The organism is Rhodanobacter sp. ANJX3 (assembly GCF_014200755.1).
Taxonomy (GTDB): Bacteria; Pseudomonadota; Gammaproteobacteria; order Xanthomonadales; family Rhodanobacteraceae; genus Rhodanobacter.
In genome coordinates, this window is the sequence record NZ_JACHCM010000002.1 from 629,054 (window position 1) to 654,066 (window position 25,013).

Below are 25,013 nucleotides of genomic sequence, written 5' to 3' on the forward strand. Positions count from 1 at the left end.
CTGCGTCATGCCGATGCTTTGTCGACCCGTGCATATCCACCCGCCACCCCGCGAATGCCATTCGTCCCTTCGCCGACTGGCCGTCTATATGTACGGCCATGTTGTTCATCGGCGAACGTTATGTTTATCTGTAACCCGAACGCAACTTAGACCTTTTCCCTGCTCGCCGCAACAAAAAAATCAGCATCTTACGTGCTGCATTGCCACATATGAACTCAAAGTTTATCTGTACACACACGAATCAATTGCGCCATCATGACCGGCAATGATTGAAAAAGTCCGGTGCAATGGACGGGGCGAGGGTCTGGAGAACGACTCATGACGACATCCGAGGTAACAACCCGCGCCGAACGCGCCGTCGGCAAGTCTGGCATCGTGCTCTCGCCGCTCGCCTTCGGCGGTGCGCCGATCGGCAATCTGTATGCTGCCGTAGACACCGCCACGGCGATCGACACCGTATCGCGTGCATGGCAACGAGGCATTCGTCACTTCGACACCGCGCCCTACTACGGCTACGGACTGAGCGAGCGTCGTTTGGGCACGGCGCTGTCCGCCTTCGATCGAAAAAGCTTCACCCTGTCGACCAAGGTGGGCCGTGTCATCGAAAGCCGCCGTAGCAACGTGGATCACGCGGACGGTTTCGCCGTCGACCAAGGCAGCGCGCATTTCGACTACAGCCGCGATGGCGTTATGCGCTCGATCGAGGCCAGCCTCGCCCATTTGCAGACCGATCACGTCGAGTTGCTTCTGCTACACGACATCGGCGCGCTGACGCACGGTGCGCGGCACGAGCATGTCCTTCGACAAGCATTGAACGAAGCGCTACCTGCCATGGCAGAGCTGCGCGACCGCGGGGTTTGCCGTGCCATCGGGCTAGGCGTCAACGAGGAAGCGGTGTGTCTCGAAGTGATGCGGCAGTTCCCGCTCGACGCCATCATGCTCGCCGGGCGCTACACCTTATTTGAACAACAGCACAGTCGTGCCGTCATGGCCGAGGCTCAGGCACGGGGCGTGGCGATCCTGGCTGCCGGACCCTACAACTCCGGCCTGTTGGGCGACTCCGCCGGCCCGGGAGAGTTCTACAACTATCAGGCAGCTACACGGGAAGTAAGGCAAAAGGCACAGTACCTGTACGACATCTGCGCCGCTGCCGATGCCGACGTGGGTGCGGCGGCGCTGCAATTTCCGCTGGCGCACCCCGCAGTTGCCAGCGTGGTCTGCGGCTTGCGTTCGCCAGCGGAGGTGGACATCGCCGCCGAGCGTCTGCAGATGCCCATAGCGTCGGCGATCTGGCCGGCACTGCGCGAGTTGGGCCTGCTCTGTGCCGATGTCCCCGTGCCATGAAAATCGTCGACGCACACCAGCATTACTGGCAACCGGATCGCGGCGACTACGACTGGCTGGCGCACGCACCGGCACTGCTGCAACGCAGCTTTCTTCCGCATGATCTACTCGGCCAGCGCCACGCTGCCGGCGTGCATTTCAGCGTGCTGATCCAGGCCGCGCCGAGCGAGGACGAAACGCGCTATCTGTTCGATCTGGCCCGCACCGACCCTGGCGTGCTGGGCGTGGTCGGCTGGATCGACATGGCGGCCGACGATGCCACCGTGCGTATAGAAAAGCTGGCCCGCGACGGCGACGGCCTGTTGCGCGGCATCCGCCCGATGGCGCAGGACATCGTCGACCCGAACTGGCTGAACAACCCGCTTCTCGATCGCGCCTTCGATTGTCTGCAGGCACACGGCCTGACGTTCGATGCGTTGGTCACTATCGATCAGCTGCCAGCGCTGCATCGGCGCCTGCAGCGCCAGCACGAGCTGCGCGCCGTGCTCGATCACGCGGCCAAGCCGCCGATCGTCGACAGCGAAAATGTCCGCTGGATTCACTGGATCGACGCGCTGGCGCAATTGCCGGGATTGCACTGCAAGCTCTCGGGCCTGCTCACCCAATTAGGGGAAGGCCAAGCGGAAACGGCCATCGAACCGTGGGTCGAACGGCTTTTCGCCAGTTTTGGCGCCGCACGCCTTATGTGGGGCAGCGACTGGCCAGTGCTCACCACCCGCAGCGACTACAGCCACTGGCTGCGCTTGGCCATGCGTCTGACCGCGCACTTTGCGCCGGGCACGCAGGCGCAGTTGTTCGCGTCCAACGCCATCGATTTTTACGGGCTGAACACAGCCCCCGCCCTTTCCCCTTCTTCGGAGAACCCCGCATGATCCAGCATCGTTATCGCGCCGTTTCATCAGCGTATCGGCGGCTGGCATGAGCGGCCGGCTGCGCGAAAAATCCGCCCTGGTCACCGCGGCCGGTGCCGGCATCGGCCGCGCCACCGCCGTGGCCTTTGCCGAAGCCGGTGCACAAGTGCTGGCGACGGATATCGATGCTTCGGCGCTGGCCAGCCTGGCTGGCGAACATCCGGCCATCGCCACCGCACCGCTGGACGTGACCGACAGCGCCGCCATCGCCGCGCTGGTCGAGCGCGCCGGAGCGCTCGATGTGCTTTTCAACTGCGCCGGCTACGTCCACGCCGGCACCATCCTGGACACCGACGAAGCCAGCTGGCAGCGCTCGTTCGCCATCAACGTCGACAGCATGTTTCAGCTGTGCAAGGCGGTGCTGCCCGGCATGCTCGAGCGCGGCGGCGGCAGCATCGTCAACATGTCGTCGGTGGCATCGAGCGTCAAGGGCGTGCCTAACCGCTTCGCCTACAGCACGAGCAAGGCGGCGGTCATCGGACTGACGCGGTCCATCGCCGCCGATTTCGTTACACGCGGCGTGCGCTGCAATGCGATCTGCCCGGGCACGGTCAAAAGCCCGTCGCTGGAACAGCGCGTGCGCGCGATGGGCGGCGACGAGGCCGCGGTATGGCGCAGCTTCACCGAGCGCCAGCCGATGGGTCGACTCGGCGAACCGCGTGAGATCGCGGCGCTCGCCGTGTATCTGGCCTCCGACGAATCTTCTTTCACCACCGGCACCATCCACATCGTGGACGGCGGCTGGTCGAACTGACGGAACCTTTTCATGAAACTACTACGCTACGGCAACCCAGGCCAGGAACGCCCCGGCATACTCGACGCGCAAGGCCGCCTGCGCGACCTGGCGGCCCAGGTCGGCGATATCGACGATACGGTTATCGGGCACCAAGGCCTAAGCCGCCTTGCCACCATCGATACGAGCACGCTTCCGATCGTCGACGATGGCGTGCGCCTTGGCCCGCCGGTGGCACGGGTCGGCAAGATCATCTGCGTCGGCATGAACTACGCCGATCACGCCGCCGAGACCGGCGCGTCCGTGCCAGAGCAGCCGGTGCTCTTCATGAAGGCGACCAGCTCGATCGTGGGCGCCTACGACGAGGTGATGATCCCGCGCGGTTCGCTGAAAACCGACTGGGAGGTCGAGCTCGGCATCGTCATCGGCACCATGGCGCGCGATGTGTCCGATGCCGACGCGCTCCACCACGTCGCGGGCTACCTGGTGGTGAACGACGTATCCGAACGCGCGTTCCAGCTCGAGCACGGCGGTCAATGGGTGAAAGGCAAGGGTTGCGACACCTTCGGTCCGCTCGGTCCCTGGCTGGTGACCGCGGACGAGATACCCGACCCGCAGAACATCGGTCTCTGGCTCGAGGTCAACGGCCACCGTTATCAGCAGGGCAATACCCGCACGATGGTATTCGGCGTTGCCCACCTGGTGAGCTACATCAGTCGCTACATGACCCTGCTGCCGGGCGACATCATCAGTTCCGGCACACCGGCCGGCGTCGGCCTGGGCCAGCATCCGCCAGTTTACCTGCGCCCTGGCGACGTGATGGAACTGGGCATCGAAGGACTGGGACAACAGCGGCAACGCGTCGTGGCGCATCCCGCCGATGCAAGCTGAGCCTTTTCCTCTTATCGATTCACTGACGCGGCACGACGGAGACCCCATCGCTATGGCGAAAATCACGGAGCTGGAGACGCACGATATTCGTTTCCCCACGTCGCGCACGCTCGACGGATCGGATGCGATGAATCCCGATCCGGACTATTCCGCGGCCTACGTCGTGCTGCGTACGGATCTCGGCAGCGAGATGAGCGGACACAGCCTGGTATTCACCATCGGGCGCGGCAACGACGTGCAGACGGCGGCGCTGGCAGCGCTGCGCCATCTGGTCGTGGGTCGCTCGGTGGACGAAGTGATCGGTGATCTTGGGGCTTTCGCGCGGCACCTCACCAGCGACTCGCAGCTGCGCTGGCTGGGGCCGGAAAAAGGCGTCATGCACATGGCCATCGGCGCCGTGATCAACGCGGCGTGGGATTTGGCTGCGCGCAGGGCCGGCAAGCCGCTGTGGCGTTTCATTGCCGACATGACGCCCGAACAACTTGTATCGCAGATCGACTTTCGCTACATCAGCGATGCCCTGTCGCCGGCCGACGCACTGACCATGCTCAAGGCCGCCGAACCGCACAAGCACGAACGCATCCGCCAGCTGCTGGCCGAAGGGTATCCGGCCTACACCACCTCGCCGGGCTGGCTTGGATACTCTGACGAAAAAATGCAGCAGCTGGCGCGCGAGGCGGTCGCCGAAGGCTTTCGCACGGTCAAGCTCAAGGTGGGGCTCAACGTCGATGACGATGTGCGCCGCTGCCGGCTGACGCGCGCGACCATCGGTCCGGACGTGGCCATGGCCATCGACGCCAACCAGCGCTGGGATACGACGGCGGCCATCGAGTGGCTAGGCCGGCTGAAGGAATTCGACATTGCGTGGATCGAGGAGCCGACCAGCCCCGACGATATCCTTGGACACGCCACGATCCGTCAAGGCATCGCGCCGATGCCGGTGTCGACCGGCGAGCACACGCACAACCGGGTGATGTTCAAACAGCTATTCCAGGCGCAAGCCGTGGATCTTGTGCAGATCGACGCGGCGCGCGTGGGCGGCGTCAACGAAAACCTGGCCATTCTGCTGCTGGCCGCCAGGTTCGGCGTGCGCGTGTTTCCGCATGCCGGCGGTGTGGGCCTATGTGAGTTAGTACAGCATCTGGCGATGGCCGACTTCATCGCCATCACCGGCAAAAAAGAGGATCGCGCGATCGAGTTCGTCGATCATCTGCACGAGCACTTCGTCGACCCGGTGACGATCCGCCACGGTCGCTACATGGCACCGGTGGCGCCAGGCTTCTCGGCACAGATGCGGGCCGCATCGATGGCCTCTCACGAGTTTCCCGAAGGACGCGTATGGCGCGACCTCTCCCTGGCTGCCAGCGCCTGATGCCGACGCGCGAGCCCATCACCAATATCATGGACCTGCGCGAGGCCGCGCGCCGGCGCGTACCTCGCGCGTTTTTCGAATACGCCGACCGCGGCTCCTACGAGGAAACCACGCTGCGCGAAAATCGCGCCGCCTTGGACCGACTGCAACTGCGCCAGCGGGTGATGTGCAACGTCGACGAGCGCTCGCTCGCCACGCAAATCATTGGCCAGAACGTCAGCATGCCGTTGGCGATCGCACCGACCGGCCTGACCGGGCTGCAACACGGCAGCGGGGAAATCCACGGCGCGCGCGCCGCGGCCAAGGCCGGCATTCCTTTCTGTCTCAGCACGATGTCGATCTGCTCGATCGAACAGGTGCGTGCCGCCACCGATACGCCGTTCTGGTTTCAGATCTACGTGATGCGCGACCGCGGCTTTACCCGCGAGCTGATTCAGCGTGCGGTAACCGCGAAGTGTTCCGCACTGATGCTCACCGCCGACCTCACCGTGCAGGGCCAGCGGCACCGGGAGATCAAGAACGGGCTTTCCGTGCCGCCGAAGATCACCCTGCGCAACGTGTTGGACATCGCCAGCAAACCGCGCTGGGCGTGGCACGTGCTGCAGGCACCCAGTCGCTCATTCGGCAACCTCGAAGACCGCATTGGGGGCGCCGACAGCCTGACCACGCTGGCGCAGTGGATCGCCAGCCAGTTCGATCCCACCTTGAACTGGCAAGACCTGGGCTGGATTCGCGAGCTGTGGCCCGGCAAGCTAATTCTCAAAGGCATCATGGACGCCGCCGACGCACGCCTCGCCGCCGAATACGGCGTGGATGCCATCGTGGTGTCGAACCACGGCGGTCGCCAGCTCGACGGTGCACCGGCCAGCATCGACATGCTGGCCGGTATCGTCGACGCTGTGGCGGGCTCCACCGAAGTGCTTGTCGACAGCGGCATCACCAGCGGACAGGATCTGCTCAAGGCGCTGGCGCTGGGCGCGCGGGCCGGACTGATCGGCAAGGCGTTCCTGTATGGCCTGGGTGCCGGTGGCGAAGCCGGCGTGACACAAGCCATCGACATCATCCGCCGCGAGCTCAGTGTCAGCATGGCGCTTACCGGCCAGCGCGACGCACGCCATATCGATCCTGCGGTGATCCTGCGCCGCTGAAGATTCAACCAGGTCGATGCAGACGCTTCGGCGATTCAGTCAGCGCACTGTTGCAGACTGAAAATGCGCGTCATGGGCACCCACTTTTCGCCGGGCTGCGCCCATGGCAACGCTTGCTGAAAATCTTCCATCAACGCTTCCCACGCACGCACGCGAGGGTTGGCGGCATCGGCGACTGCCTTAGCCTGCGGATCGAACGCGTGCCCCACCTCCATCGCCATCACCAGCCGTGGACCGGTGCGGAAGATTTCCATCTCGCGAATGTCCGCCTCGCGGATCGAGGCGACGATTTCGGGCCATATGCGATCGGGCTGGTGCCATTGTTCGTACTGGCGAATCGCGGCCTCGTCGTCGTGCAGATCCAGCGCAAAATACAGCCTCGTCATACGCGCCCGACCTGCCGACCATGACGCGCGGCAAACAGCAGAATCAGCACAAAACACGCGGCGGGTACCAGCATGGCATGAGCGATACCCGCCATATCGGAGGCCGCGCCCATCGCCGCCGTGAGCACGGCACCGCCGATGATGGCCATCACCAATACCGAAGCGCCGAACTTGCGCTGGCTATCGTCGCGCCCCTCCACGCCCAATGCAAAAATCGTGGGGTACATCACCGACATGAAAAAACTGCAGGCCACCAGCGCGTATACCCCGATCAAACCGGGCAGCAGCACCGCCACGAGAGTCAGTACGACGTTAGTCAGCGCAAACGCCTTCAGCAGTTGGGCGGGCCGAATATATTTCATCAGCGCGGCACCGGCAAAACGGCCGAGCATGAAACACACCAGCGACGCGGTAAGAAAATTGGCCGCATAGCGCGCGGTGCTTCCAGGCATGGTCGCCTGAACATACCGAATCAGGTAGCTCCACACGCTCACCTGCGCGCCCACGTAAAAGAATTGCGCGGCAACGGCCCCCATGAAGCGCGCGTCGCGCAATAAGTGCAGCGGCACCCTCGTTGGCGCGGCAGCAGACGTCTCCCCCGGCCTCGTATAAAGGGTAAATCGCGTCATCGCGATGAGTATCGCCCAGCCGATAACCACCAGGCCGATGACCAGATAAGGCCACTGCACGGCAGCTACCTCGGAAAGCACATAAGCGTGATGTTGGGCAGGCGGCATCGCAGCCAGATTTTCCGGCGCCTTCTCGTTGCCGGAAAAGATGAAAAACTGACCGATCAATATGCCGGTGATCGAGCCCAGCGGATTGAACGCTTGCGCGAGGTTGAGCCGTGCCGTAGCCGACTCGGCAGGCCCCAACAGAGTCACCAGCGGATTGGCCGATGTCTCCAGAAACGCCAGTCCTGCTGCAATCACGAACAATGCCAGCAGGAAATTGTTGTAATTGGCCGACGCCGCGGCAGGCCAGAACAACAGCGCACCTGCACCGTAAAGCAGCAGGCCGAACACAATGGCACCCTTGTAACCGAATCGCCGCATGAACAATCCCGCGGGCACCGCCACGAGAAAGTAGCCAAAATAGAATGCGCTCTGCACCAAGCCAGCCTGCAGATCGGACAGCGTGAAAGCTTTCTTGAAATGAGCCACGAGGACATCGTTCAAGTTATTCGCCACTCCCCACATGAAAAACAAGGTGATGACCAAAAACAGCGCCAGGCGGCCGGAAGCGGACTTCCCCGACGCCGATGTCACCGCTATCGTTTCACTGTTCGAATGCAACATAGGTCTGCTCCACCATTCGGCGCCACTGTCATGCCGAAAGCATGCAGCGAGGGATTCCTTGTGCGCATATGAATATAATGTTCATTAGCATAACAAGCTGCAGCGCAACAACGTTCCCTGCGCCGTGCGCATCTGCGTACACTCGATGTCGTTATTTGTAAGCGTCCCGACGCGGAATGTCGGCTTCTTTCTCCTTGCCAGCGACCACCATGCCCAAGGTTCCCCCCAAATATCGCGCCCCTGCCCTGGACAAGGGGCTGGACATCATCGAACTGTTGGCCAAGGCGCACGCGCCGTTGAGTATTGCCGACATCTCCGACGGCGTAGGGCGATCCCGTGGCGAAATATTCCGCATGCTGCAGGTGCTCGAAGAACGCGACTACATCAGCCGCGGCGATGGCGATGCGGGCTATTCGATCACGCCGCGGCTGTTCCGACTCGGCATGGAACAGCCACCGGTCAAGAGCGCGGTGGAGACCGCCCTGCCGATCATGCATCGACTGGCCGGACAGATCGACCAGTCATGCCATTTGGTCGTGCCTTCGGGCGATCAGATTGTCGTGATCGCCCGCGTCGATCCGCCCGGCGATATCGGCCTGGTGGTTCGCATCGGACACCGCCGGCCGATGGCGCAATCGGCCTCTGGCCAAGTGCTGCTGTGCTGGCAGAGTGAGCACGTTCGCGAGCAGTGGCTGCGCATCATTGCCGAGAACGAGCCGAAGTTCGATCGCAAAAAGCTTCTGAAATCCATCATGCAAATACGTTCCCAGGGCTACGCCAGCCATCCCAGCCGCGAAGTGGACGGCGTCACCGATCTGTCCGCACCCGTCATGGAACATGATCGCGCAGTTTGCGCACTGACCATACCTTTCATCGAGCGCCGCACAGCCCTGAAGACGATCGATTTCACCCTCATGCACCTGCGCCAGGCCACAACGGATATCTCGCACGCCCTGCTCTACGGTTCCGAAGCCAAGTAGCGGCCAGTCGCCAAGCAGACCCCGGCATGTCGATGATCGCGATCGATAGCCAACGCCCTGGAGGTCACCCGAATGATTCGGGAGAACGGCGTTCATCGGCCGCCGCTATGATGGGCGCTGGTACTTTCAAGGGAGTCCTGCCGATGTTTTTAGCCCGCCGCGCCATGCTTGCCCTGACCATTGTTGGCGGCCTCATCGCCGCTAGTCGGACACCTGCCCATGCTGCCGACGGCACGCAGCTGACTCTCTATCGCAGCGACGACGCCGCGCTCTACGCCGGCAGCACCGATGGCAGCATCGGCGGCGGTTACGCGGTGGTGCGTGAACAGCGCGAGTTAAGCCTCAGCGCCGGCCTGCATGACGTGGTGATCGGCAACCTGCCTGCATCGCTGGACACCGAGGCACTGGCGCTGGGCTTTCCGGACGGCGGGGCGAAAGTTATCTCGCAGCGGCTGCTTCTCGCGCAGGGTCAGGGCGCTGCGCTCACCGGACTGACCGGCCAGGCCGTCGACGTACTGGGCAGCACGGGCCAGACGCTGGCCAGCGGCACGTTGCTGCGCGCGGGTGACGCACTGCTGGTCCGTAGCGGCGACGGCAGCACCACGCTGATTACCCAATACGCCGGCGTGCGAACCACCGGCGCGGACTTTCCCACGGGTGCCAGCCTCAGTCTGCGCATCGATGCCACTCGCTCCGGATCCAGCAAGGCCGTGCTCAGCTATCCCACCGCCGGCCTCGGCTGGCGTGCGGCCTATGTCGCGACGCTGCAGCCGGGCAGCGCGTGCCGCATGCAGTTCGAGTCGCATGCCAGTATCGCCAACCGCAGCGGCCGCGACTGGAAGGACAGCCAGCTCACCCTGATCGCCGGCGAACCGAATTTCGCCAAGGCCTCGGCGCCTCGGCCGATGATGATGAAAGCCGCTCGCGCGATGACCAGCGCCGATGCGATGCCTGAGCAGTCGACGCTCGCCGATTACCGCAGCTACACCTTGCCCGGCGCCATCGACCTGCCCGACGGCAGCGTGAGTCAGGTGCCGCTGTACGCCACGCGCACGATGAGCTGTGAACGCACCGCGCTATTCGAAAGCGGCAACAGCTACCTGCCGGGTCAGCCGATGGTGGACGAAAACTTCAATCAGGACGGCGGCGGCGCGATCGTCAGCACCTTGAAGCTGCAGGCGTTCGACAGCCTGCCGGCCGGCTATCTGCGCGTGCTGACCGCCGACAAGAACGGCACGCCGCAATTTATCGGCGAAGGTCGCATCAACGACACCGCCAAAGGCAGCGATGCGAGCATCACCCTGGGCACCGCGTTCGATCTGCACGCCGAACGCACGCGCACGCATTTCAGCGTCGACAAGGCCGGCCATACGCTGGACGAAGCCTTCCGCATCGTACTCAGCAACGCCAGCGACAGCGCGCGCGTGATCACTGTGCGCGAGCATCCCAACCGCTGGCGCCAGTGGACGCTGGCGTCGTCGAGCAGCAAGCCCAGTCAGCAGACCACGGACACGCTGGAGTTCAGGATCGACGTGCCGGCCAACGGCAAGGCCACGCTGGACTACGCCGTGCATTACGCCTGGACGGCCAGCGATCAGCCACAATAGGCAACTACTCGAGGAGTCGGCCATGCTCAACCTGATCGCACACGACGCCACGACGGGCGGCACCATCAGCGAAATCCAGATGGCCCGGCCGCCGGTCAACGCGCTGAATCTGGACATGCTGCGCGCACTGCGCGCCGCTATCGACGACAGCATCGCCCAGGGCGTCCGCGGCATCGTGCTTTCCGGCGCGCCGGGCATGTTTTCCGCCGGTGCCGACGTACCTTCGTTGCTCGGCATCGACCGCTCTGGCGTGCACGCCTTCTGGAGCGAATTCTTCGCGGTCTGCGCGGCGCTGGCACGCTCGCCGGTGCCCGTCGTCGCGTCGATCACCGGACACAGCCCTGCCGGCGGCGCGGTCATTTCGTTGTTCTGCGATTACCGGGTGATGGCCGACGGCCCCTACAAGATCGGCCTCAACGAAGTGCGGGTCGGCCTCCCCGTTCCGGAAAATATCCAGATGGCACTGCGCCGCGTGGTCGGTGCGTACCGCGCCGAGCGGCTGCTGGTTTCCGGCGCCATGATCGACGCCGCCGACGCGCTTGCCTGCGGCTTTGTCGACGAAACGACCGGCGTGGATCAGGTCACCGTGCGCTCGCTGGTCTGGTTGAACGAGCTGCTGGCGCTCCCGTCCGAAGCGATGCTCGCCACCCGCGCCATTGCCCGCGCCGATCTCACCACCGCCTACGCGAACCCGGAGGCGCTGCCGCTGGACGGTTTTGTCGACGGATTCTTTCATCCGCAGACACAGGCCGTGCTGCAGCAGCTGGTCGCGCGCTTGAAGAACAAAGGCTGAGCGGGCGGCGGCCTGTTCAACCCTTCGCTACGGGGCGCGCGGGATCGCTGACCCAACCGCTCCACGATGGTGGATAGAGTCGCGAGCCGTGCAGGCCAGCGTGTTCCATCGCCAGCAGGTTGTGGCAGGCGGTGACGCCCGAGCCGCACATGTGCACCACGCTCGACGGGGCTGTCGAACCCAGCACGGCCAGAAACTCATCGCGTAACTGGGCCGCCGGCTTGAAACAGCCGTCGCTGCCCAGGTTCTCGCCGAACGGCCGGTTCAACGCGCCAGGCACGTGGCCGCCGACGCGATCCAGCGGCTCGACCTCACCGCGGTAACGCGGCGCGGCGCGAGCATCGAGCAAGGCACCCTGCGCCACCTCTGGCAAAGCGGCGTGATCCAGCAACATCAGGCGATCGTCGAAGCGCAGCGATACCTTGCTGGCCGGTCGTGCTTTCGCCGCGCCTTTTTCGATCGGCAGACCGGCGGCTTGCCAGGCGGCGTAGCCACCGTCGAGCACAGCGACATGTTTCTCGCCGATCAGACGCAGCAACCACCACAGTCGCGCAGCCGCCAGCGCGCCGCCGGCCGCGTCGTAACTGACGACCCGCATGCCCGGCTGCCAGCCCCAGCGCGACAGCGATTGCGCGAGCGCCGACTCCAGCGGCAGCGGGTGTCGCCCCAAGCCCTCGGCCTGACGCGACAGATCGGACAGGTCGCGATCCAGGCTGGCGTAAACGGCGCCGGGGATATGGCCATCCAGATATTCGCGCTCACCTTTCGCCGGATCGGCCAGATCGAAACGGCAATCGACGATCAATACATCGTGTGGCGTGAGCCGAGAAAGACTGTCGGCATCGATCAGGGGCGTCGTCAGACTCATGCGTGCTCCACGCTCATATGTGCTCCCGGCCCATGCGCTGCAGCAGATTCAACACCATCGACGCCGTGGCGCCCCAGATGCGATGGCCACCGTGGATAAACTCGACCATAGGGCGCCGGTGGCCGCGAAAATCCATCGTGTAGCGACGCAGATTCGCGGGCTCCAGCAGAAAATCCAGCGGCACCTCGAACACCTCGGCGACTTCATCCGGCGCCGGATGCAGTTGCGCATCGGCGGCGATGCGCGCGACCACCGGCGTGATGACGTAACCGCTGATCGTCTCGAAGCAGTCCAGATAACCCAGCGGCGTCACCAGCGCAGGATCGAGCCCGATTTCCTCCTGGCTCTCGCGCAAGGCCGTGCCGATGGCATTGCGATCCTCCGGATCGCTGCGGCCGCCCGGAAAGGCGACCTGACCGGCGTGCGACTGCAGATGCGCGGTGCGCACGGTCAGCACCAGCCGCGGCTGCACGCCCTCGCGGAATCCGACCAGCACCGCCGCGGGCTGACGATCGGCCGTACCGAGCAGCGTGGTCATATCGTCATGATTCCAGCCCGGCCCGCTCGGCGGTGCCGAAAGCGGATGCAGCGCCGACAGCAGTGGCGCCAGCGCATCGTCTTTCAGCGCTGGATTTTTCCGTGTGGGAAGCTCGTCGCGCATGATCGACAACCGCTCGTCGTCGTTCATCTGCGCCCAGCGACCGATTTCCTCACCAGTGCGCTGGCATCCCACACACAGTCCACGGCTGTCCAGCCGGCAAACGCCGACACAGGGAGTGAGCGCCGTGGCTGGTGCGAGACGGTAGGCATTGGACATTTCTCTCATGCTACCACCGCGCTTGCCGCGATCAGCGGCTTGACGGCCGTCAGGCCGAAGCGGATTCAGGGCCTGGCTGATTCAGGGCTTGTCCGACTGCGGCTTGATGTCGAGCAACTGGATTTCGAACACCAATGCCTCGTTCGGGCCGATGCGCGGTAACGCGCCGGTTTCGCCGTAGGCCAGCTGCGGTGGAATCACTACCTTCCAGCGATCGCCGACACGCATGCGTGGAATTACATCCTGCCAGCCGCGGATCATCTTGTCGACGGTCATGATCGCCGGCGCGCCGTGCGCCCAGGTGCTGTCGAACTCGGTGCCGTCGATCAGCATGCCGCGATAATTCAAGACCACCGTGCTGGTAACGCCGGGGCTGGTCGTGCCGGTGCCTTTGGTGATGACGGAATACTGGATACCGGAAGGCAGCTGCACCACGCCCTTCTGCTGAGCGTTGGTCGCCATGAAACCGCTGCTTTTGCGCGCGTTGTCCACCGCGATGCGCTTGTACTCGGTCAATGCGTCGGCATGCATCTGGTGCGCAAGCAGCTGCAGCTGCTCGTGCATCTGCTGCATCGGCACCGCTGGATGACGCTTGGCGTACGCGTCCTGGATCGCGCGCTGCAGGGTCGGAATATCCACATCCGGTTTGCCGTCGGCAAACTGGTCGCCGATCTGATAGCCGATGGCATATGAGAGCTTGGCCTTGTCGAGCTTGGCCGACGGCGCATCGGGCGGACGACCTTGCGCGCACACCTGTCCGCCGAGCAGAAAACCGCCCAGCAGAATCGAGTGCCAGTACGTCGGCCAATGTGTCGAACGGTTTTTCATCGAGTCCTTCTCTGTCGCTACGGCCGACTGATCATCGCCGCCGGATGCGACATCCTAAGCGGTTAGAGGGCGCGCGTGCAGCGGCTTGTTCGGAAAGTGAGAACCTCCCCGGTGACAAAGGTTCCCGCTGCTAACATGCCGGTTTTGCCTTCATTGGGATTGCTCATGGCCTTTCGCAACCTGGAAATCACCCGCCGCGGCTCCGTGCACACGATCATGGTCAACCGGCCGGACAAACTCAATGCGCTCAACCGCGAGACGCTCAACGAGCTGACCATCGCGTTTGCACAGGCAGCGCAGGACGACGGCGTGCGCGCCGTGGTGCTGACCGGCGCCGGCGAAAAGGCCTTTGTCGCCGGCGCCGACATCGCCGAGATGAACGGTTACACCCCGACCCAGGCGCTAGCGTTTTCGCGCACAGGCCAGCGCCTGATGAGCGCGATCGAACGCCTCGGCAAGCCGGTGATCGCGCGTATTCAGGGCTTTGCCCTGGGCGGCGGCATGGAGTTGGCCATGGCCTGCCATCTGCGCGTGGCCAGCGAAAAAGCCAAGTTCGGCCAGCCGGAAATCAACCTCGGGCTGATCCCGGGCTTCGGTGGCACGCAGCGGCTGCTGCGGCTGGCCGGCCGCGGGGCCGCGCTGGAGCTGTGCCTGACCGGCGCCACGATCAACGCGCAGCGGGCGTACGAGCTCGGCATCGTCACGCGCGTGGTCGCGCCCGAAGCGCTGGATGAGGCGGTTGCTGCACTGGCCGATCAACTCGCCGCCGCGGCGCCGCTGGCGGCCGCCGGCATTCTTGATGCCGTGCTCAGCGGCGGCGAAACCGCGATCGATCAGGGCCTGGCATTCGAAACCCAGGGCTTTGCGCTGGCGTTCTCCACCGAGGATATGCGCGAAGGCACATCCGCGTTTCTGGAAAAGCGCAAAGCCAGCTTCGTCGGCCGCTGAGCCTTCAGGAGTCGATGGCCGGCGCAGCATCGATCATTTCGCTATCGATCCTGCGCCCGCCAGAACGCCATCAGTGCGGATGACCGCCGCGGTATTTTTCTTCGCCGGCCGTCACGCGCAGATCGAGCCGGTTTTCCGGCGGCGCCAGCGGACACGTGGCATACGGCGTGAACGCGCACGGCGGGTTGTAGGCCAGGTTGAAATCGAGAATCACCTTGCCGTCTTTCGGCAGCGGCACGTCCATGAAGCGCGCCGCGCCGTAGGTTTCCTTGCCCGAGGTGCGGTCGGCGATCACGAAGAACAGGTCGCCGTCCGGCTCTTCCTGATACGGCATCAGCTCGTAGGTGTGGCCGTCGCGTTTGAACACCGCCTTGCCCGGCACGTCGACCTTGTCGATCGTGCCGATAACCGAACCGATTTCCATTTTGTGCGCAGGATTGAACGGCACCCAGTCGGCGGTAATGCGCCACGACGGATCGATCGGAAAATAATCCAGGCCGAGAAAATGCGTGCGCGTCTGGGCATCGCTGTCTTTGACGCGCAGCGCCTTGCGACCGTCGCGATCGATCACGTAGAAATTGGCGTGTCCGAAAGTGACCATCGTCGGGTTGGTCGTGCCGGTAGCATGCGCGTCATCGATCAGCACCGCGTCCGCGACGGTCTTGCCGTCGATGGTGGCGCCGCTGTCCTTGGCCAGCGCGATATGCAGACTGCCGTCCTTGTCCAGCGTCACGGTGCCCAGGTGCGCCGGGCCGGCCTTCAGCACGATGTCGTTGTCTGCGGCGGCGCCGACGCGGTTGGCGCCGACCTTGAGCCACTCCAGCCCAATCAGGCTCAGCCAGCCGTTGGGCGACGTCAGACGAGCGACACGCGCGTCGCGCAGCTGCTTGATCTGCTGCGTGTAGGCGGCAGGGTCGGTGGGCGAGGAAGACGAAGCGGTAGGCGAATCGGCGTGCACGAGAGCGGCTCCGGAAAACAGCGCGAGGGCGAGAAAGGCGTGACGAAACATGGCGGCAATCCGTAGCAGGCAGAACGCCGAGTATCACCGGCGATTTGCGCGCAGGGCAAGTCGTGCGATCAGCGTCCGCGCATGAACAGACGATCCAGCTCGGCCACGCTGAGTTGGGTCCAGGTCGGTCGGCCGTGATTGCATTGGCCGGAGCGCTCGGTCGCCTCCATCTCGCGCAGCAGGGCATTCATCTCGGGAATCGTCAGCCGTCGACCCGCGCGCACCGAGCCGTGGCAGGCCATGGTCGAGAGCAGCTCGTTCTCCAGCTCCTGCAGCCGACGCGAACTGCCGTGCTGGGCCAGCTCGGCCAGCACGTCGCGGGTGAGCTGGCCGACATCGGCGCCTTCCAGCAGCGATGGAATACGCCGCACCACCACGCCCGACGGGCCACTGCGCGACAGCTCCAGCCCCCAGTCGGCGAGCGCTTCGGCATGCTCCTCGGCGGCGACGGCTTCTTTGGCACTCACTGCGATATTCAGCGGCACCAGCAGTAGCTGCGAGCGCAGATTGCGGCCCTCGCGACCGGCCTTCAACTTTTCGTAGGTGATGCGCTCGTGCGCCGCGTGCATGTCGATCAGCACCAGGCCCTGCGCGTTCTCGGCCAGCACGTAGATGTTTTTCAACTGCGCGATGGCAAACCCCAGCGGCGGCGCTTCGCTGTCGTCGTTGGCAGGCAGGGCTGCCGATGCATGGGGATATCCGGCATGGCGCGCCGGCTGTTCGCCGGTCAGCGCAGCGTATTCGGCCAGGGGCGCATCGCGCACACCCAGGCTCAGACGACTCTGGCTGAAGCTGCCCGACCACGCTGGCGCCGCAGCGTACGCTGTGGAGGTCGGCGCCGATGTCGACATGGTCAGTGCGCCATTATCCGAGTGCGCGCTCGAGGCCACCTGCCCGGCGCGCGTCTGCGCCAGCGCCTCATGCAGCGTGCGATACAGAAAATCGTGCACCAGCCGCTGTTCGCGAAAGCGCACCTCATGCTTGGCCGGATGCACGTTGACGTCGACGCCGGCCGGATCGAGTTCCAAATACAGCACGAACGCCGCATGGCGTCCATGGAACAGCACATCGGCGTACGCCTGACGCACCGCGTGGGCGACGATGCGGTCGCGCACCAGCCGACCGTTGACGTAGAAATACTGCGAATCCGCCTGCCCACGCGACGCCGTCGGCAGGCCAACCCAACCGGACAGACGCAGGCCGGCGGCCTCATGATCGACACGCAGGCTCTGCGCGGGGAAATCCTCGCCCAGCACTTCGGCAACGCGCTGCAGCGCCGCCTGCTCGCTGTTGGCGGCTTTCCAGATGCGAACCGGCTTGCCGTTATGGCTGAGCCGGAACTCCACGCCGCTGCGTGCCAGCGCCAGCGACTTCAGCAAATCGTCGATGTGCGCAAACTCCGTGCGTTCGGCACGCATGAATTTCCGGCGCGCGGGTACGTTGTGAAAGAGGTCGCGCACTTCGACGCTGGTACCGGACGGATGCTGCGCCGGCCGCGCCGCCAACAACTGACCGCTGTCGACCTCGATGCGGAAGGCCGCATCCTGCCCGCGCACGCGCGAGGTGATGGCGAAACGCGAGACCGACGACACCGACGCCAGCGCCTCGCCGCGGAAACCCATGCTGGCGACGTGCTCCAGATCGTCGAAGCTGCCGATCTTGCTGGTGGCGTGCGACGCGACCGCCAGCGGCAGTTCGTCGACCTGGATACCATCGCCGTCGTCGCGCACGCGGATCAGGCGCGAACCGCCGGCCTCGATGTCCACCTCGATGCGGCTGGCGCCGGCGTCGAGGCTGTTTTCCACCAGCTCCTTGACCACCGAGGACGGCCGTTCGATGACCTCGCCGGCGGCAATCTGATTGATGAGTTCGGGGGGCAGCAGGCGGATGATCGACATCCGGCAAGCTTAAGCGAGCGAGGAGCGGCATGAAAGCGCGCGCGCCGCGATCGCGCGTTTACTGGCTCAGCTGGTCGGTATCGCCAGCATGGTGCCGGCGCGCACGCTGTTGCTGCTGATCTGGTTGGCGGATTTCAGCGAGCTGACGCTGATGCCGTACTGATTGGCGATGCTGCGCAGGCTCTCGCCCGGGCCGACGCGATGCATGTCGCGTGCCTTGACGTGCACCGTGGACGACGGGCTGTCGGCCTGGGAGGCGCCGCTGTCGTCATCGGCATCGGCCAACGCCACGGACGATTTGTCACGCGTACCGGCCGATGCCAGATCGCCACCGTTGCGGCGTGCAGCCTGCGCGGCAAACCAGGTGCCTGGTGGAGGGGTCGACTCGAAATAGCTTTTCACGCCGCCCATGACGGCTGCGGCGAGCTGATCCTGATGCTCCGGGTCGCGCAACTTGCGCTCTTCGGACGGATTGCTGATGAACGCCGTTTCAACCAGGATCGAGGGCACGTCCGGCGAACGCAGTACGACGAAGTTGGCGCGCTCGACGTAGCCACGGTGAGTCGGGCCGAGCATGCCAAGCGCCCGCAGTACATTGTTCGCTACCGTGTCGCTGGCCTGAATGGCCCAGCTTTGCTGCAGATCCATCAGCACCTTGGCCAGGCCGTCGTCCTTGTCGTCGAGCGTGGTGCCGCCGATCAGCTCGGCGTTTTCACGATCGGCCAGAAAGCGCGCCGCTTCGCTGGTCTTGCCGCGCGGCGACAGCACCCACACGGACGAACCCTTGGCATCGTCGCTGGTGTAAGAGTCGGCGTGGATCGACACGAACAGGTCGGCCTTGTTGTCGCGAGCGATCTTGAAGCGCTGGGTCAGCTCGATGAAGTAGTCGTTGTCGCGGGTCAGCACGGCCTTCATGCCCGGCTGGCGGTTGATCAGCGCGGCCAGATCGCGGGCCACGGCCAGCGTGACGTTTTTCTCCAGCGTGCCGCCGGGGCCATGCGCGCCCTGATCCTTGCCGCCGTGGCCGGCGTCGATCGCCACCACCACCTTGCGCTGGCCGCCGAGCATCGCGGCCGCATCGCGCGCCGAAGTGCCGTTGCTTCGAGCGCCGCGTGTAGGTCTGACCGGAACAGGTGCAAGGATGACCGGCGCACTATCCGCATCGGCGTCAGCTGCAACTGTCTTTGCCGTATCGACGTCGTCATCATTGGGGCGATGTTCCGCCACCACAGTGCTGTGCGGCATCACCGGACCGGTCGGCGCCGTACCCGGATACAGGTCCAGCACCAGCCGGTAATCCGAGCCGGATGCCGGCTTCAGCACAAAACTTTTTAGGCGGCTGTTGGGTTCAACCTTGGCCGTCAGCTGTAGATGATCGCCCTGCTGTCCGTGCGTCATGCCGTGGAAAAGGCCGTGCGCTACAGGGTCGGTAAAGCTGCCCGCCAACCTGCTGCCGCTGAGATCGACCAGCAGTTGGTCGCCCGACTGGGTCACCTTATAGTCCAGTGGACCGGCGGCATCGATGACCACTCGCGTGTACTCGGGACCGGCCCAGACGCGAGCGCCCTTCAGATCGGCCGCATGAACCGCACACAGCGAGCTGGTCGCCGCGATTGCGACGACGATTCCACCAAGGCTGTTCAGGTATCCCCTCATAAACCGCATTGAAGCGCAGTCTCAACGCGAATGCAACAGCATTTTTCTTTGTATTTCCGTAACCTGCGGGCTGTTTGTCAGGCTACGTCCAGTTATCGACTGCAAGTGGCGCTTTAAGATAAGGATCATGGCTGCAAGTCGACTAATGAATTTTCAAGCAAAAATCGATACTTAGCTTTTTCTATCGCAGCTTCTTCACCGACGAACCGGAGCTCGCGCCATCAATCCAGCCGCGACAGCAGCCGCTGGCCACGGTTGGTCAACGCGCGCACCGTGGCGTGGCGGCCTTCGCCGGCGTAAGCCAACTGCCATTCCAGATCGGCCGCCGGCAAGGCACCAGTGCCGCGCTCGGGCCATTCCACCAATACGATAGCCGCAGGGTCACTGAGCGCATCCAGACCGAGCCACTCCAGCTCGGCCGGATCAGCAATCCGATAGAGATCCAGATGCCAGGCCGGTCGCCCTTGAGCGACGTAGCCTTCGATCAAACTGTACGTCGGGCTTTTGACCCGCTCGCCGACGCCCAGCGCGGTCAGCAGCGCCCGCGCGAAGCTGGTTTTGCCGGCACCCAAGGGACCGTGCAGATAAAAGACCAGCCCATCGTCGAGCGCGTCGGCGACCCGAACGGCCAAAGCACGCGTGGCGTCCTCGTCGGGCAGCTCCCACTGCCAACTGTTTGGCGATATGTCAGTCATGGTCACGCTCATTGGCGGGCAAGCCGTTCACCAGGGCCTGCAGCGGCCGCAGCAGATCGGTGGCCAACAGGCCGCGCTCGCCGTGGCGTGCCGCCGCGTCTCCCGCACGGGCGTGCAGGCCGACGCCAAGACAGGCCGCTCGCCACGCGTCGCATCCCTGTGCCAGCAGCGCCGCGATAACGCCCGTCAGCAGATCGCCCATGCCTCCCGAGGCCATGCCCGGATTGCCCCAGGGACAGACGCTCAAACGTCCGGACGGATCGGCAATCAGCGTGCCCGAGCCTTTGAGCACCACCACGGCGTGATAGCGCCGGGCCAGCTCGCGCGCGGCGGCGAAGCGATCGCGTTCGACGTCTTTCGTCTCGATACCCAGCAGCCGCCCGGCTTCACCGGGATGCGGCGTAAGGACGGTAGCGCTGGTGAACTGCCGCGGCTCGACCGACAGCAGATTCAGGCCGTCGGCATCGAGCACCAGCGGCTTGCCGGCGTCCAGCGCAGTCAGCCAAAGCGCGTGACCCCAGCCTGTTTTGCCCAGACCCGGCCCAACCGCCAGTACGCTGGCGCGATCGAGCAGTGGCTGCAGCGTCTGCGGCCCGTCGACCTCATGCGCCATCAGCTCCGGACGCGCGGCGTTCAATGCGGTGATATTGCCCGCGCGCGTCGCCACGCTGACCAATCCCGCTCCCGTGCGCAGGGCCGCTTCTCCCGTCATCCGCACCGCACCCGCCGTGCCATGGTCGCCGCCGATGACCAGCACGTGGCCGTTGTTGCCCTTGTTGGCATATCTCGGACGCCGCGGCAGCGAATCCACCGCCAACAGTTGCGCATCTGAATGGATGGACGCGTACACGCTGTCGGGAACGCCCAGCGTGGCCAGTTCCACGATCCCCACGAAGTCAGCCGCCTGCCCCGTGTGCAGGCCGCGCTTGTTGGCGATGAAGGTCACTGTGACGTCAGCCGCCACAGCCACACCAACGTGCCGCCCGGAGTCTGCATTGATTCCCGAGGGAACGTCGAGCGCCAGCACCGGTGCGTCCATGGCGTTGATGCGTTCGATCAGGTTGGCAGCCGCCGGCTCCGGCGCACGATTGAGGCCGATGCCGTACAGCGCGTCGACCTGGACATCTGCCTTCGGCAATTCGCTATCGGCGCTCCACACGTGCACCGTGCCGCCGTCGGATGCCCAGGCCGCTCGCGCCAGCGCCGCGTCGCCATGCGACGAATCGCTAAGCGCAACGATCTCTACGTGCAGGCCCGCTTCCCGCGCCAGCAGCCCGAACAGAAACCCGTCCCCGCCGTTGTTGCCTGGTCCGCAGTAGACGGTGACGCTCTGCGCTTCGGGCCAGTGGCGACGCAGGCTGTTCAATGCCGCGCTGGCCGCACGCCGCATCAGATCCGTGCCGGAAACATCCAGAGTGGCAAACGCATCGCTTTCAAGCGTGCGCAGCTGTTCGACGGTGTAGAGCTCGCGGGTGTGGTGTGCGTTGGCCATCCGGAATTATAGGCACGGCCACCGTCTACAATGGATCGATGTCCGACCCCGATACACGCCCTCACATCGACTACGCCGCACTGGCCGGCGATATCAAGCGCTGGGCGATCGAGCTGGGCTTCGCCGACGCAGGCATCAGCGGCACCGATCTCGGCGCCGACGAGCAGCACCTCGAACGCTGGCTCGACGACGGCCATCACGGTGAAATGGAATACATGGCGCGCCACGGCGCCAAGCGCAGCCGCCCCGCCGAACTGGAGCCGGGCACGCAGCGCGTGATCTCAGTGCGGATGGACTACATCCCGCCCGGGACGGCAAACGCCTGGGGCGTCATCGAGGATGCTGAAGCCGGCTACGTGGCGCGCTATGCGCTGGGCCGCGACTATCACAAGCTGATGCGCAGCCGGCTGCAGAAGTTGGCCGATCGCATCCACAGCGTCGTCGGCGACTTCGGCTATCGCGCCTACGTCGATTCGGCGCCGGTGCTGGAAAAGGCGCTGGCGCGCAACGCCGGGCTGGGCTGGATCGGCAAGCACACGGTGCTGATCAATAAGCGCGCCGGCTCGTATTTCTTTCTCGGCGAGCTGTATACCGACCTGCCGTTGCCGGTGGACCCGCCGGCCAGCGCGCACTGCGGCAGCTGCAATCGCTGCATCGACATCTGCCCGACGCAGGCCATCGTTGGGCCGTATCGACTCGATGCGCGACGCTGCATTTCCTATCTCACGATCGAGCTCAAAGGCAGCATTCCCGAAGCGCTGCGCGCGCCGATGGGCAACCGCATCTTCGGTTGCGACGACTGCCAGCTGATCTGCCCGTGGAACAAGTTCGCCCAGGAAACCACCGAGCCGGATTTCGCACCACGCCATAGCCTGGACGGCGCAAAACTGATCGACCTTTTCGGCTGGAGCGAAGAGGAGTTCCTCAAGCGCACTGAAGGTATGGCGATCCGCCGTACCGGCTACGAAGGCTGGCTGCGCAATATCGCCGTGGCGCTGGGCAATGCGCCGACATCGGCCGCCGTCACCGCCGCGCTAGAGGCGCAAGCGGAGCATGTTTCGCCAGTGGTACGCGAACACGTGCAGTGGGCACTGGCCCGGCATCACCGCTGACGAATCAGGCGGCGGCCATCTGCTTGGGGATCGAACGATTGGTGTGCGAGATGCGATTGTGCGCATCGGCATACACCAGCGTAGGCTGGAATTTCTCCAGCTCCGCCTCGCTGAGCTGGGCGAAGGCGGCGATGATGATCAGATCGCCCGGCTGGGCACGATGCGCTGCGCTGCCGTTGACCGAAATGATGCCCGAGCCTTCTTCGGCACGCAGCGCGTAGGTGACAAAGCGCTTGCCGTTGTTAATGTTCCAGGCATGGATCTGCTCGTACTCACGGATACCCGACGCGTCGAGCAGCAGGCCGTCGATCGCGATCGAGCCTTCATAATGAAGCTCGGCGTGAGTAACCGTGACCCGGTGGATCTTGGCCTTGAGCATGTTCAGGTGCATGACGTACTTCCCGCAGGAACAGCCTGCGTAACGGGTAATTATCGAAGTCTGGAGGCTTGGCCGCAACCGGGCGCCGGCTTGGCCCTATCTAGGGGCGTCCTGGTCGAACATCAAGTTGTCGATCAGGCGGGTCGTGCCCAATCGAGCGGCAATGAGCGCTATCAGGCCCTCGCGCTGATCTTCGGCCGGTTCGGCCAGATCGTCGGCGCGGCGAATCACCGCATAATCCGGCGCAAAACCGGCACGCGTCAGCCGCGACGAGGCCACCTGCTCCAGCGCCCGCCACGCGTGCCCCTGCAGGAACAGCTCGCGCATCTTGCTCAGAGTGTCGTAAATCAGCGCAGAGCGAGCCCGCTCGTCGGGTGACAGGTACTGATTGCGCGAACTCAGCGCCAGGCCGTCGTCGGCGCGCAGGGTCGGGGCGGACATCACTTTCACCGGCAGCGACAGGTCGCGCACCATCCGCTCGATCACCTTCAGCTGCTGAAAATCCTTCTGACCGAAGACCGCGATATCCGGCTGCACCAGATTGAACAGCTTGCACACCACCGTGGCGACGCCGTCGAAGTGCCCCGGGCGATGGGCACCCTCCAGTGTTTCGGTAATCTGCGGCACGCGCAGGCTGACACTGTGTTCCGGCCCGAAGGGATAGATCGTGCCGACATCGGGGGCAAACAGCAGGTCGCAGCCCTGGTCGGCCAGTGCGGCCTGATCCTGCACCAGGGTGCGCGGATAGCGCTCGAAATCCTCGTTCGGACCGAATTGGGTCGGATTGACGAAGACGCTCGCGACCACCCGCTCGGTACGCGCACGCGCCAGCTTGATCAGCGACTGATGGCCTGCGTGCAGGTTGCCCATGGTCGGCACAAAGCCGACGGTTTCGCCCTTGCTGCGCCAGCCGCGGATAGCCGCGCGCAGCGCGGAGACGTCTTGTACGGTCTGCATGGTTGGCTTTGGCCGGTCAGTTGAAACAATGTTCGGGCGCAGGGAAAACGCCACTGCGCACATCCTCGGCGTAGGCCGCAATGGCCGCTGCCACAGAATCGCGCCCAGCGAGGAAATCCTTGCTGAACTTCGGTCGCTTGCCCGGGGTGATGCCGAGCATGTCATGAATCACCAGCACCTGTCCGTCGCAGTGCGGGCCGGCACCGATGCCGATGACAGGGATATTCACGGCGCCCGTCACCCGCTCGCCCAACGCCGTCGGCACGCCTTCCAACACCAGCAGATCCGCGCCGGCGGACTGCACCGCCAGCGCCTCGGCCAGAATATGGTCCGCTGCCGCCTGCTCACGGCCCTGAATGCGAAAGCCGCCGAACTTGTGCACCGATTGCGGCGTCAATCCCAGATGCGCGCACACGGGAATCGCCCGGGCGACCAGTGCCGCAATGCCTTCGAGGATATGCGGCGCGGCGCCTTCGATTTTGACCATCGCCGCACCGGCTTCGCCGACCAGTCGCGCACCGGCTTCCAGCACATGCGCCGTGTCGCGATCGGCCATGAACGGCAGATCCGCTACCAGCATCGTGGCGGACAACCCACGGGCGACGGCCGCGGTGTGATAGACCATGTGATCGAGCGTCACGGGGAGCGTGCTGCGATGCCCCTGCACCACCATGCCCAGCGAATCGCCGACCAGCGCGATGTCGACGCCGGCGTTTTCCAGCTGCCAGGCAAAGCTGGCGTCGTACGCGGTCAACATGACGATGCGCCGCCCCTGCGCTTTCATCGCGTGCAGGCCCGGTACGGTGACCTGCTTGCGTTCGGGGGTGCTGGCGTTCTGCACGTACACGGCAATTCCTTACATTAACGAGAACAACGGGCGCCGATTATCGG

General features: G+C 64.5%; 24 protein-coding genes. 11 read left to right on the plus strand and 13 right to left on the minus strand.

All coding sequences use genetic code 11. The annotated features are described in order from the left end of the window. Window positions 1–318: 318 nt before the first annotated feature. Genes HDE76_RS07490 through HDE76_RS07515 form a run of 6 tightly spaced genes read left to right on the plus strand, consistent with a single transcriptional unit; the run spans window position 319 to window position 6,399 of the window. Window positions 319–1,344, plus strand: coding sequence for an aldo/keto reductase (locus HDE76_RS07490; RefSeq protein WP_184506391.1), 1,026 nt, complete (start codon window positions 319–321; stop codon window positions 1,342–1,344). Beyond that, entirely contained in the window at window positions 1,341–2,216 is an 876-nt protein-coding gene (locus tag HDE76_RS07495) for an amidohydrolase family protein (protein WP_179477188.1), read from the plus strand. The genes HDE76_RS07490 and HDE76_RS07495 overlap by 4 nt, the downstream gene beginning before the upstream one ends. A gap of 46 nt (window positions 2,217–2,262) precedes the next feature. Continuing rightward, a complete protein-coding gene (locus HDE76_RS07500) occupies window positions 2,263–3,009 on the plus strand; it encodes an SDR family oxidoreductase (RefSeq protein ID WP_179477189.1) in 747 nt (248 codons plus the stop codon). Between the two features lie 12 nt (window positions 3,010–3,021). Continuing rightward, window positions 3,022–3,879 (plus strand): fumarylacetoacetate hydrolase family protein, encoded by an 858-nt coding sequence (locus tag HDE76_RS07505; protein ID WP_184506393.1) that lies wholly within the window; start codon window positions 3,022–3,024, stop codon window positions 3,877–3,879. Window positions 3,880–3,931: 52 nt separating this feature from the next. Further along, the gene (locus tag HDE76_RS07510; protein ID WP_179477191.1) at window positions 3,932–5,251 is read left to right on the plus strand and encodes an L-fuconate dehydratase; all 1,320 of its coding nucleotides are present in this window, start codon (window positions 3,932–3,934) and stop codon (window positions 5,249–5,251) included. Further along, window positions 5,218–6,399 carry an alpha-hydroxy acid oxidase gene (locus HDE76_RS07515; protein ID WP_255457615.1) on the plus strand — a complete coding sequence of 394 codons (1,182 nt, stop codon included), beginning with the start codon at window positions 5,218–5,220 and terminating at the stop codon, window positions 6,397–6,399. The genes HDE76_RS07510 and HDE76_RS07515 overlap by 34 nt, the downstream gene beginning before the upstream one ends. A gap of 35 nt (window positions 6,400–6,434) precedes the next feature. Here the strand turns inward: HDE76_RS07515 and HDE76_RS07520 are convergent, their stop codons facing one another. Together HDE76_RS07520 and fucP are read right to left on the minus strand one after the other, a co-directional pair. After that, the gene (locus HDE76_RS07520) at window positions 6,435–6,785 is read right to left on the minus strand and encodes an L-rhamnose mutarotase (protein ID WP_179477192.1); all 351 of its coding nucleotides are present in this window, start codon (window positions 6,783–6,785) and stop codon (window positions 6,435–6,437) included. After that, window positions 6,782–8,080 (minus strand): L-fucose:H+ symporter permease, encoded by a 1,299-nt coding sequence (fucP, locus tag HDE76_RS07525; protein WP_255481506.1) that lies wholly within the window; start codon window positions 8,078–8,080, stop codon window positions 6,782–6,784. Before fucP ends, HDE76_RS07520 begins: the two co-directional genes overlap by 4 nt. A gap of 212 nt (window positions 8,081–8,292) precedes the next feature. Here fucP and HDE76_RS07530 point away from each other — a divergent pair, with 212 nt between their 5' ends. The 3 genes from HDE76_RS07530 (at window position 8,293) to HDE76_RS07540 (ending at window position 11,463) form a co-directional block, all read left to right on the plus strand. After that, window positions 8,293–9,063, plus strand: coding sequence for an IclR family transcriptional regulator (locus HDE76_RS07530; protein ID WP_184506396.1), 771 nt, complete (start codon window positions 8,293–8,295; stop codon window positions 9,061–9,063). 143 nt (window positions 9,064–9,206) lie between these two features. Next, the gene (locus tag HDE76_RS07535; RefSeq protein ID WP_255481474.1) at window positions 9,207–10,670 is read left to right on the plus strand and encodes a DUF4139 domain-containing protein; all 1,464 of its coding nucleotides are present in this window, start codon (window positions 9,207–9,209) and stop codon (window positions 10,668–10,670) included. A 22-nt stretch (window positions 10,671–10,692) separates the two neighbouring features. Continuing rightward, a complete protein-coding gene (locus HDE76_RS07540; RefSeq protein WP_179477196.1) occupies window positions 10,693–11,463 on the plus strand; it encodes an enoyl-CoA hydratase/isomerase family protein in 771 nt (256 codons plus the stop codon). A 16-nt stretch (window positions 11,464–11,479) separates the two neighbouring features. On the opposite strand, the gene HDE76_RS07545 is transcribed toward HDE76_RS07540, so the two are convergent. The 3 genes from HDE76_RS07545 to HDE76_RS07555 form a co-directional block, all read right to left on the minus strand. Then, a complete protein-coding gene (locus HDE76_RS07545) occupies window positions 11,480–12,331 on the minus strand; it encodes a sulfurtransferase (RefSeq protein ID WP_184506398.1) in 852 nt (283 codons plus the stop codon). A gap of 13 nt (window positions 12,332–12,344) precedes the next feature. Further along, window positions 12,345–13,148 carry a CoA pyrophosphatase gene (locus HDE76_RS07550; RefSeq protein WP_184506400.1) on the minus strand — a complete coding sequence of 268 codons (804 nt, stop codon included), beginning with the start codon at window positions 13,146–13,148 and terminating at the stop codon, window positions 12,345–12,347. Window positions 13,149–13,229: 81 nt separating this feature from the next. Further along, complete coding sequence (locus HDE76_RS07555; protein WP_184506403.1) at window positions 13,230–13,976, minus strand: FKBP-type peptidyl-prolyl cis-trans isomerase; 747 nt, start codon at window positions 13,974–13,976, stop codon at window positions 13,230–13,232. A gap of 165 nt (window positions 13,977–14,141) precedes the next feature. Here HDE76_RS07555 and HDE76_RS07560 point away from each other — a divergent pair, with 165 nt between their 5' ends. Next, window positions 14,142–14,924 carry an enoyl-CoA hydratase-related protein gene (locus HDE76_RS07560; protein ID WP_179477200.1) on the plus strand — a complete coding sequence of 261 codons (783 nt, stop codon included), beginning with the start codon at window positions 14,142–14,144 and terminating at the stop codon, window positions 14,922–14,924. A 70-nt stretch (window positions 14,925–14,994) separates the two neighbouring features. Here the strand turns inward: HDE76_RS07560 and HDE76_RS07565 are convergent, their stop codons facing one another. From HDE76_RS07565 to HDE76_RS07585, 5 genes are all read right to left on the minus strand, one after another. Continuing rightward, window positions 14,995–15,933 carry a DUF1684 domain-containing protein gene (locus HDE76_RS07565; RefSeq protein WP_184506405.1) on the minus strand — a complete coding sequence of 313 codons (939 nt, stop codon included), beginning with the start codon at window positions 15,931–15,933 and terminating at the stop codon, window positions 14,995–14,997. A 68-nt stretch (window positions 15,934–16,001) separates the two neighbouring features. Next, window positions 16,002–17,831, minus strand: coding sequence for a DNA mismatch repair endonuclease MutL (gene mutL, locus HDE76_RS07570; protein ID WP_184506407.1), 1,830 nt, complete (start codon window positions 17,829–17,831; stop codon window positions 16,002–16,004). A 66-nt stretch (window positions 17,832–17,897) separates the two neighbouring features. Continuing rightward, complete coding sequence (locus HDE76_RS07575; protein ID WP_184506409.1) at window positions 17,898–19,487, minus strand: N-acetylmuramoyl-L-alanine amidase; 1,590 nt, start codon at window positions 19,485–19,487, stop codon at window positions 17,898–17,900. A 221-nt stretch (window positions 19,488–19,708) separates the two neighbouring features. Next, a complete protein-coding gene (tsaE, locus tag HDE76_RS07580; RefSeq protein WP_184506411.1) occupies window positions 19,709–20,182 on the minus strand; it encodes a tRNA (adenosine(37)-N6)-threonylcarbamoyltransferase complex ATPase subunit type 1 TsaE in 474 nt (157 codons plus the stop codon). Beyond that, the gene (locus HDE76_RS07585) at window positions 20,175–21,674 is read right to left on the minus strand and encodes an NAD(P)H-hydrate dehydratase (protein WP_184506413.1); all 1,500 of its coding nucleotides are present in this window, start codon (window positions 21,672–21,674) and stop codon (window positions 20,175–20,177) included. The genes tsaE and HDE76_RS07585 overlap by 8 nt, the downstream gene beginning before the upstream one ends. A gap of 38 nt (window positions 21,675–21,712) precedes the next feature. On the opposite strand from HDE76_RS07585, the gene queG reads away from it, so the two are divergent. Further along, a complete protein-coding gene (gene queG / locus HDE76_RS07590; protein ID WP_184506415.1) occupies window positions 21,713–22,786 on the plus strand; it encodes a tRNA epoxyqueuosine(34) reductase QueG in 1,074 nt (357 codons plus the stop codon). A gap of 4 nt (window positions 22,787–22,790) precedes the next feature. Here queG and panD read toward each other — a convergent pair whose 3' ends face one another. The 3 genes from panD to panB all read right to left on the minus strand — a co-directional run bounded on the left by panD (window position 22,791) and on the right by panB (window position 24,969). Further along, complete coding sequence (gene panD, locus HDE76_RS07595; RefSeq protein ID WP_179477207.1) at window positions 22,791–23,177, minus strand: aspartate 1-decarboxylase; 387 nt, start codon at window positions 23,175–23,177, stop codon at window positions 22,791–22,793. 84 nt (window positions 23,178–23,261) lie between these two features. Further along, complete coding sequence (gene panC, locus HDE76_RS07600) at window positions 23,262–24,122, minus strand: pantoate--beta-alanine ligase (protein ID WP_184506417.1); 861 nt, start codon at window positions 24,120–24,122, stop codon at window positions 23,262–23,264. A gap of 16 nt (window positions 24,123–24,138) precedes the next feature. After that, window positions 24,139–24,969 carry a 3-methyl-2-oxobutanoate hydroxymethyltransferase gene (panB, locus tag HDE76_RS07605; protein ID WP_184506419.1) on the minus strand — a complete coding sequence of 277 codons (831 nt, stop codon included), beginning with the start codon at window positions 24,967–24,969 and terminating at the stop codon, window positions 24,139–24,141. Window positions 24,970–25,013: the final 44 nt, after the last annotated feature.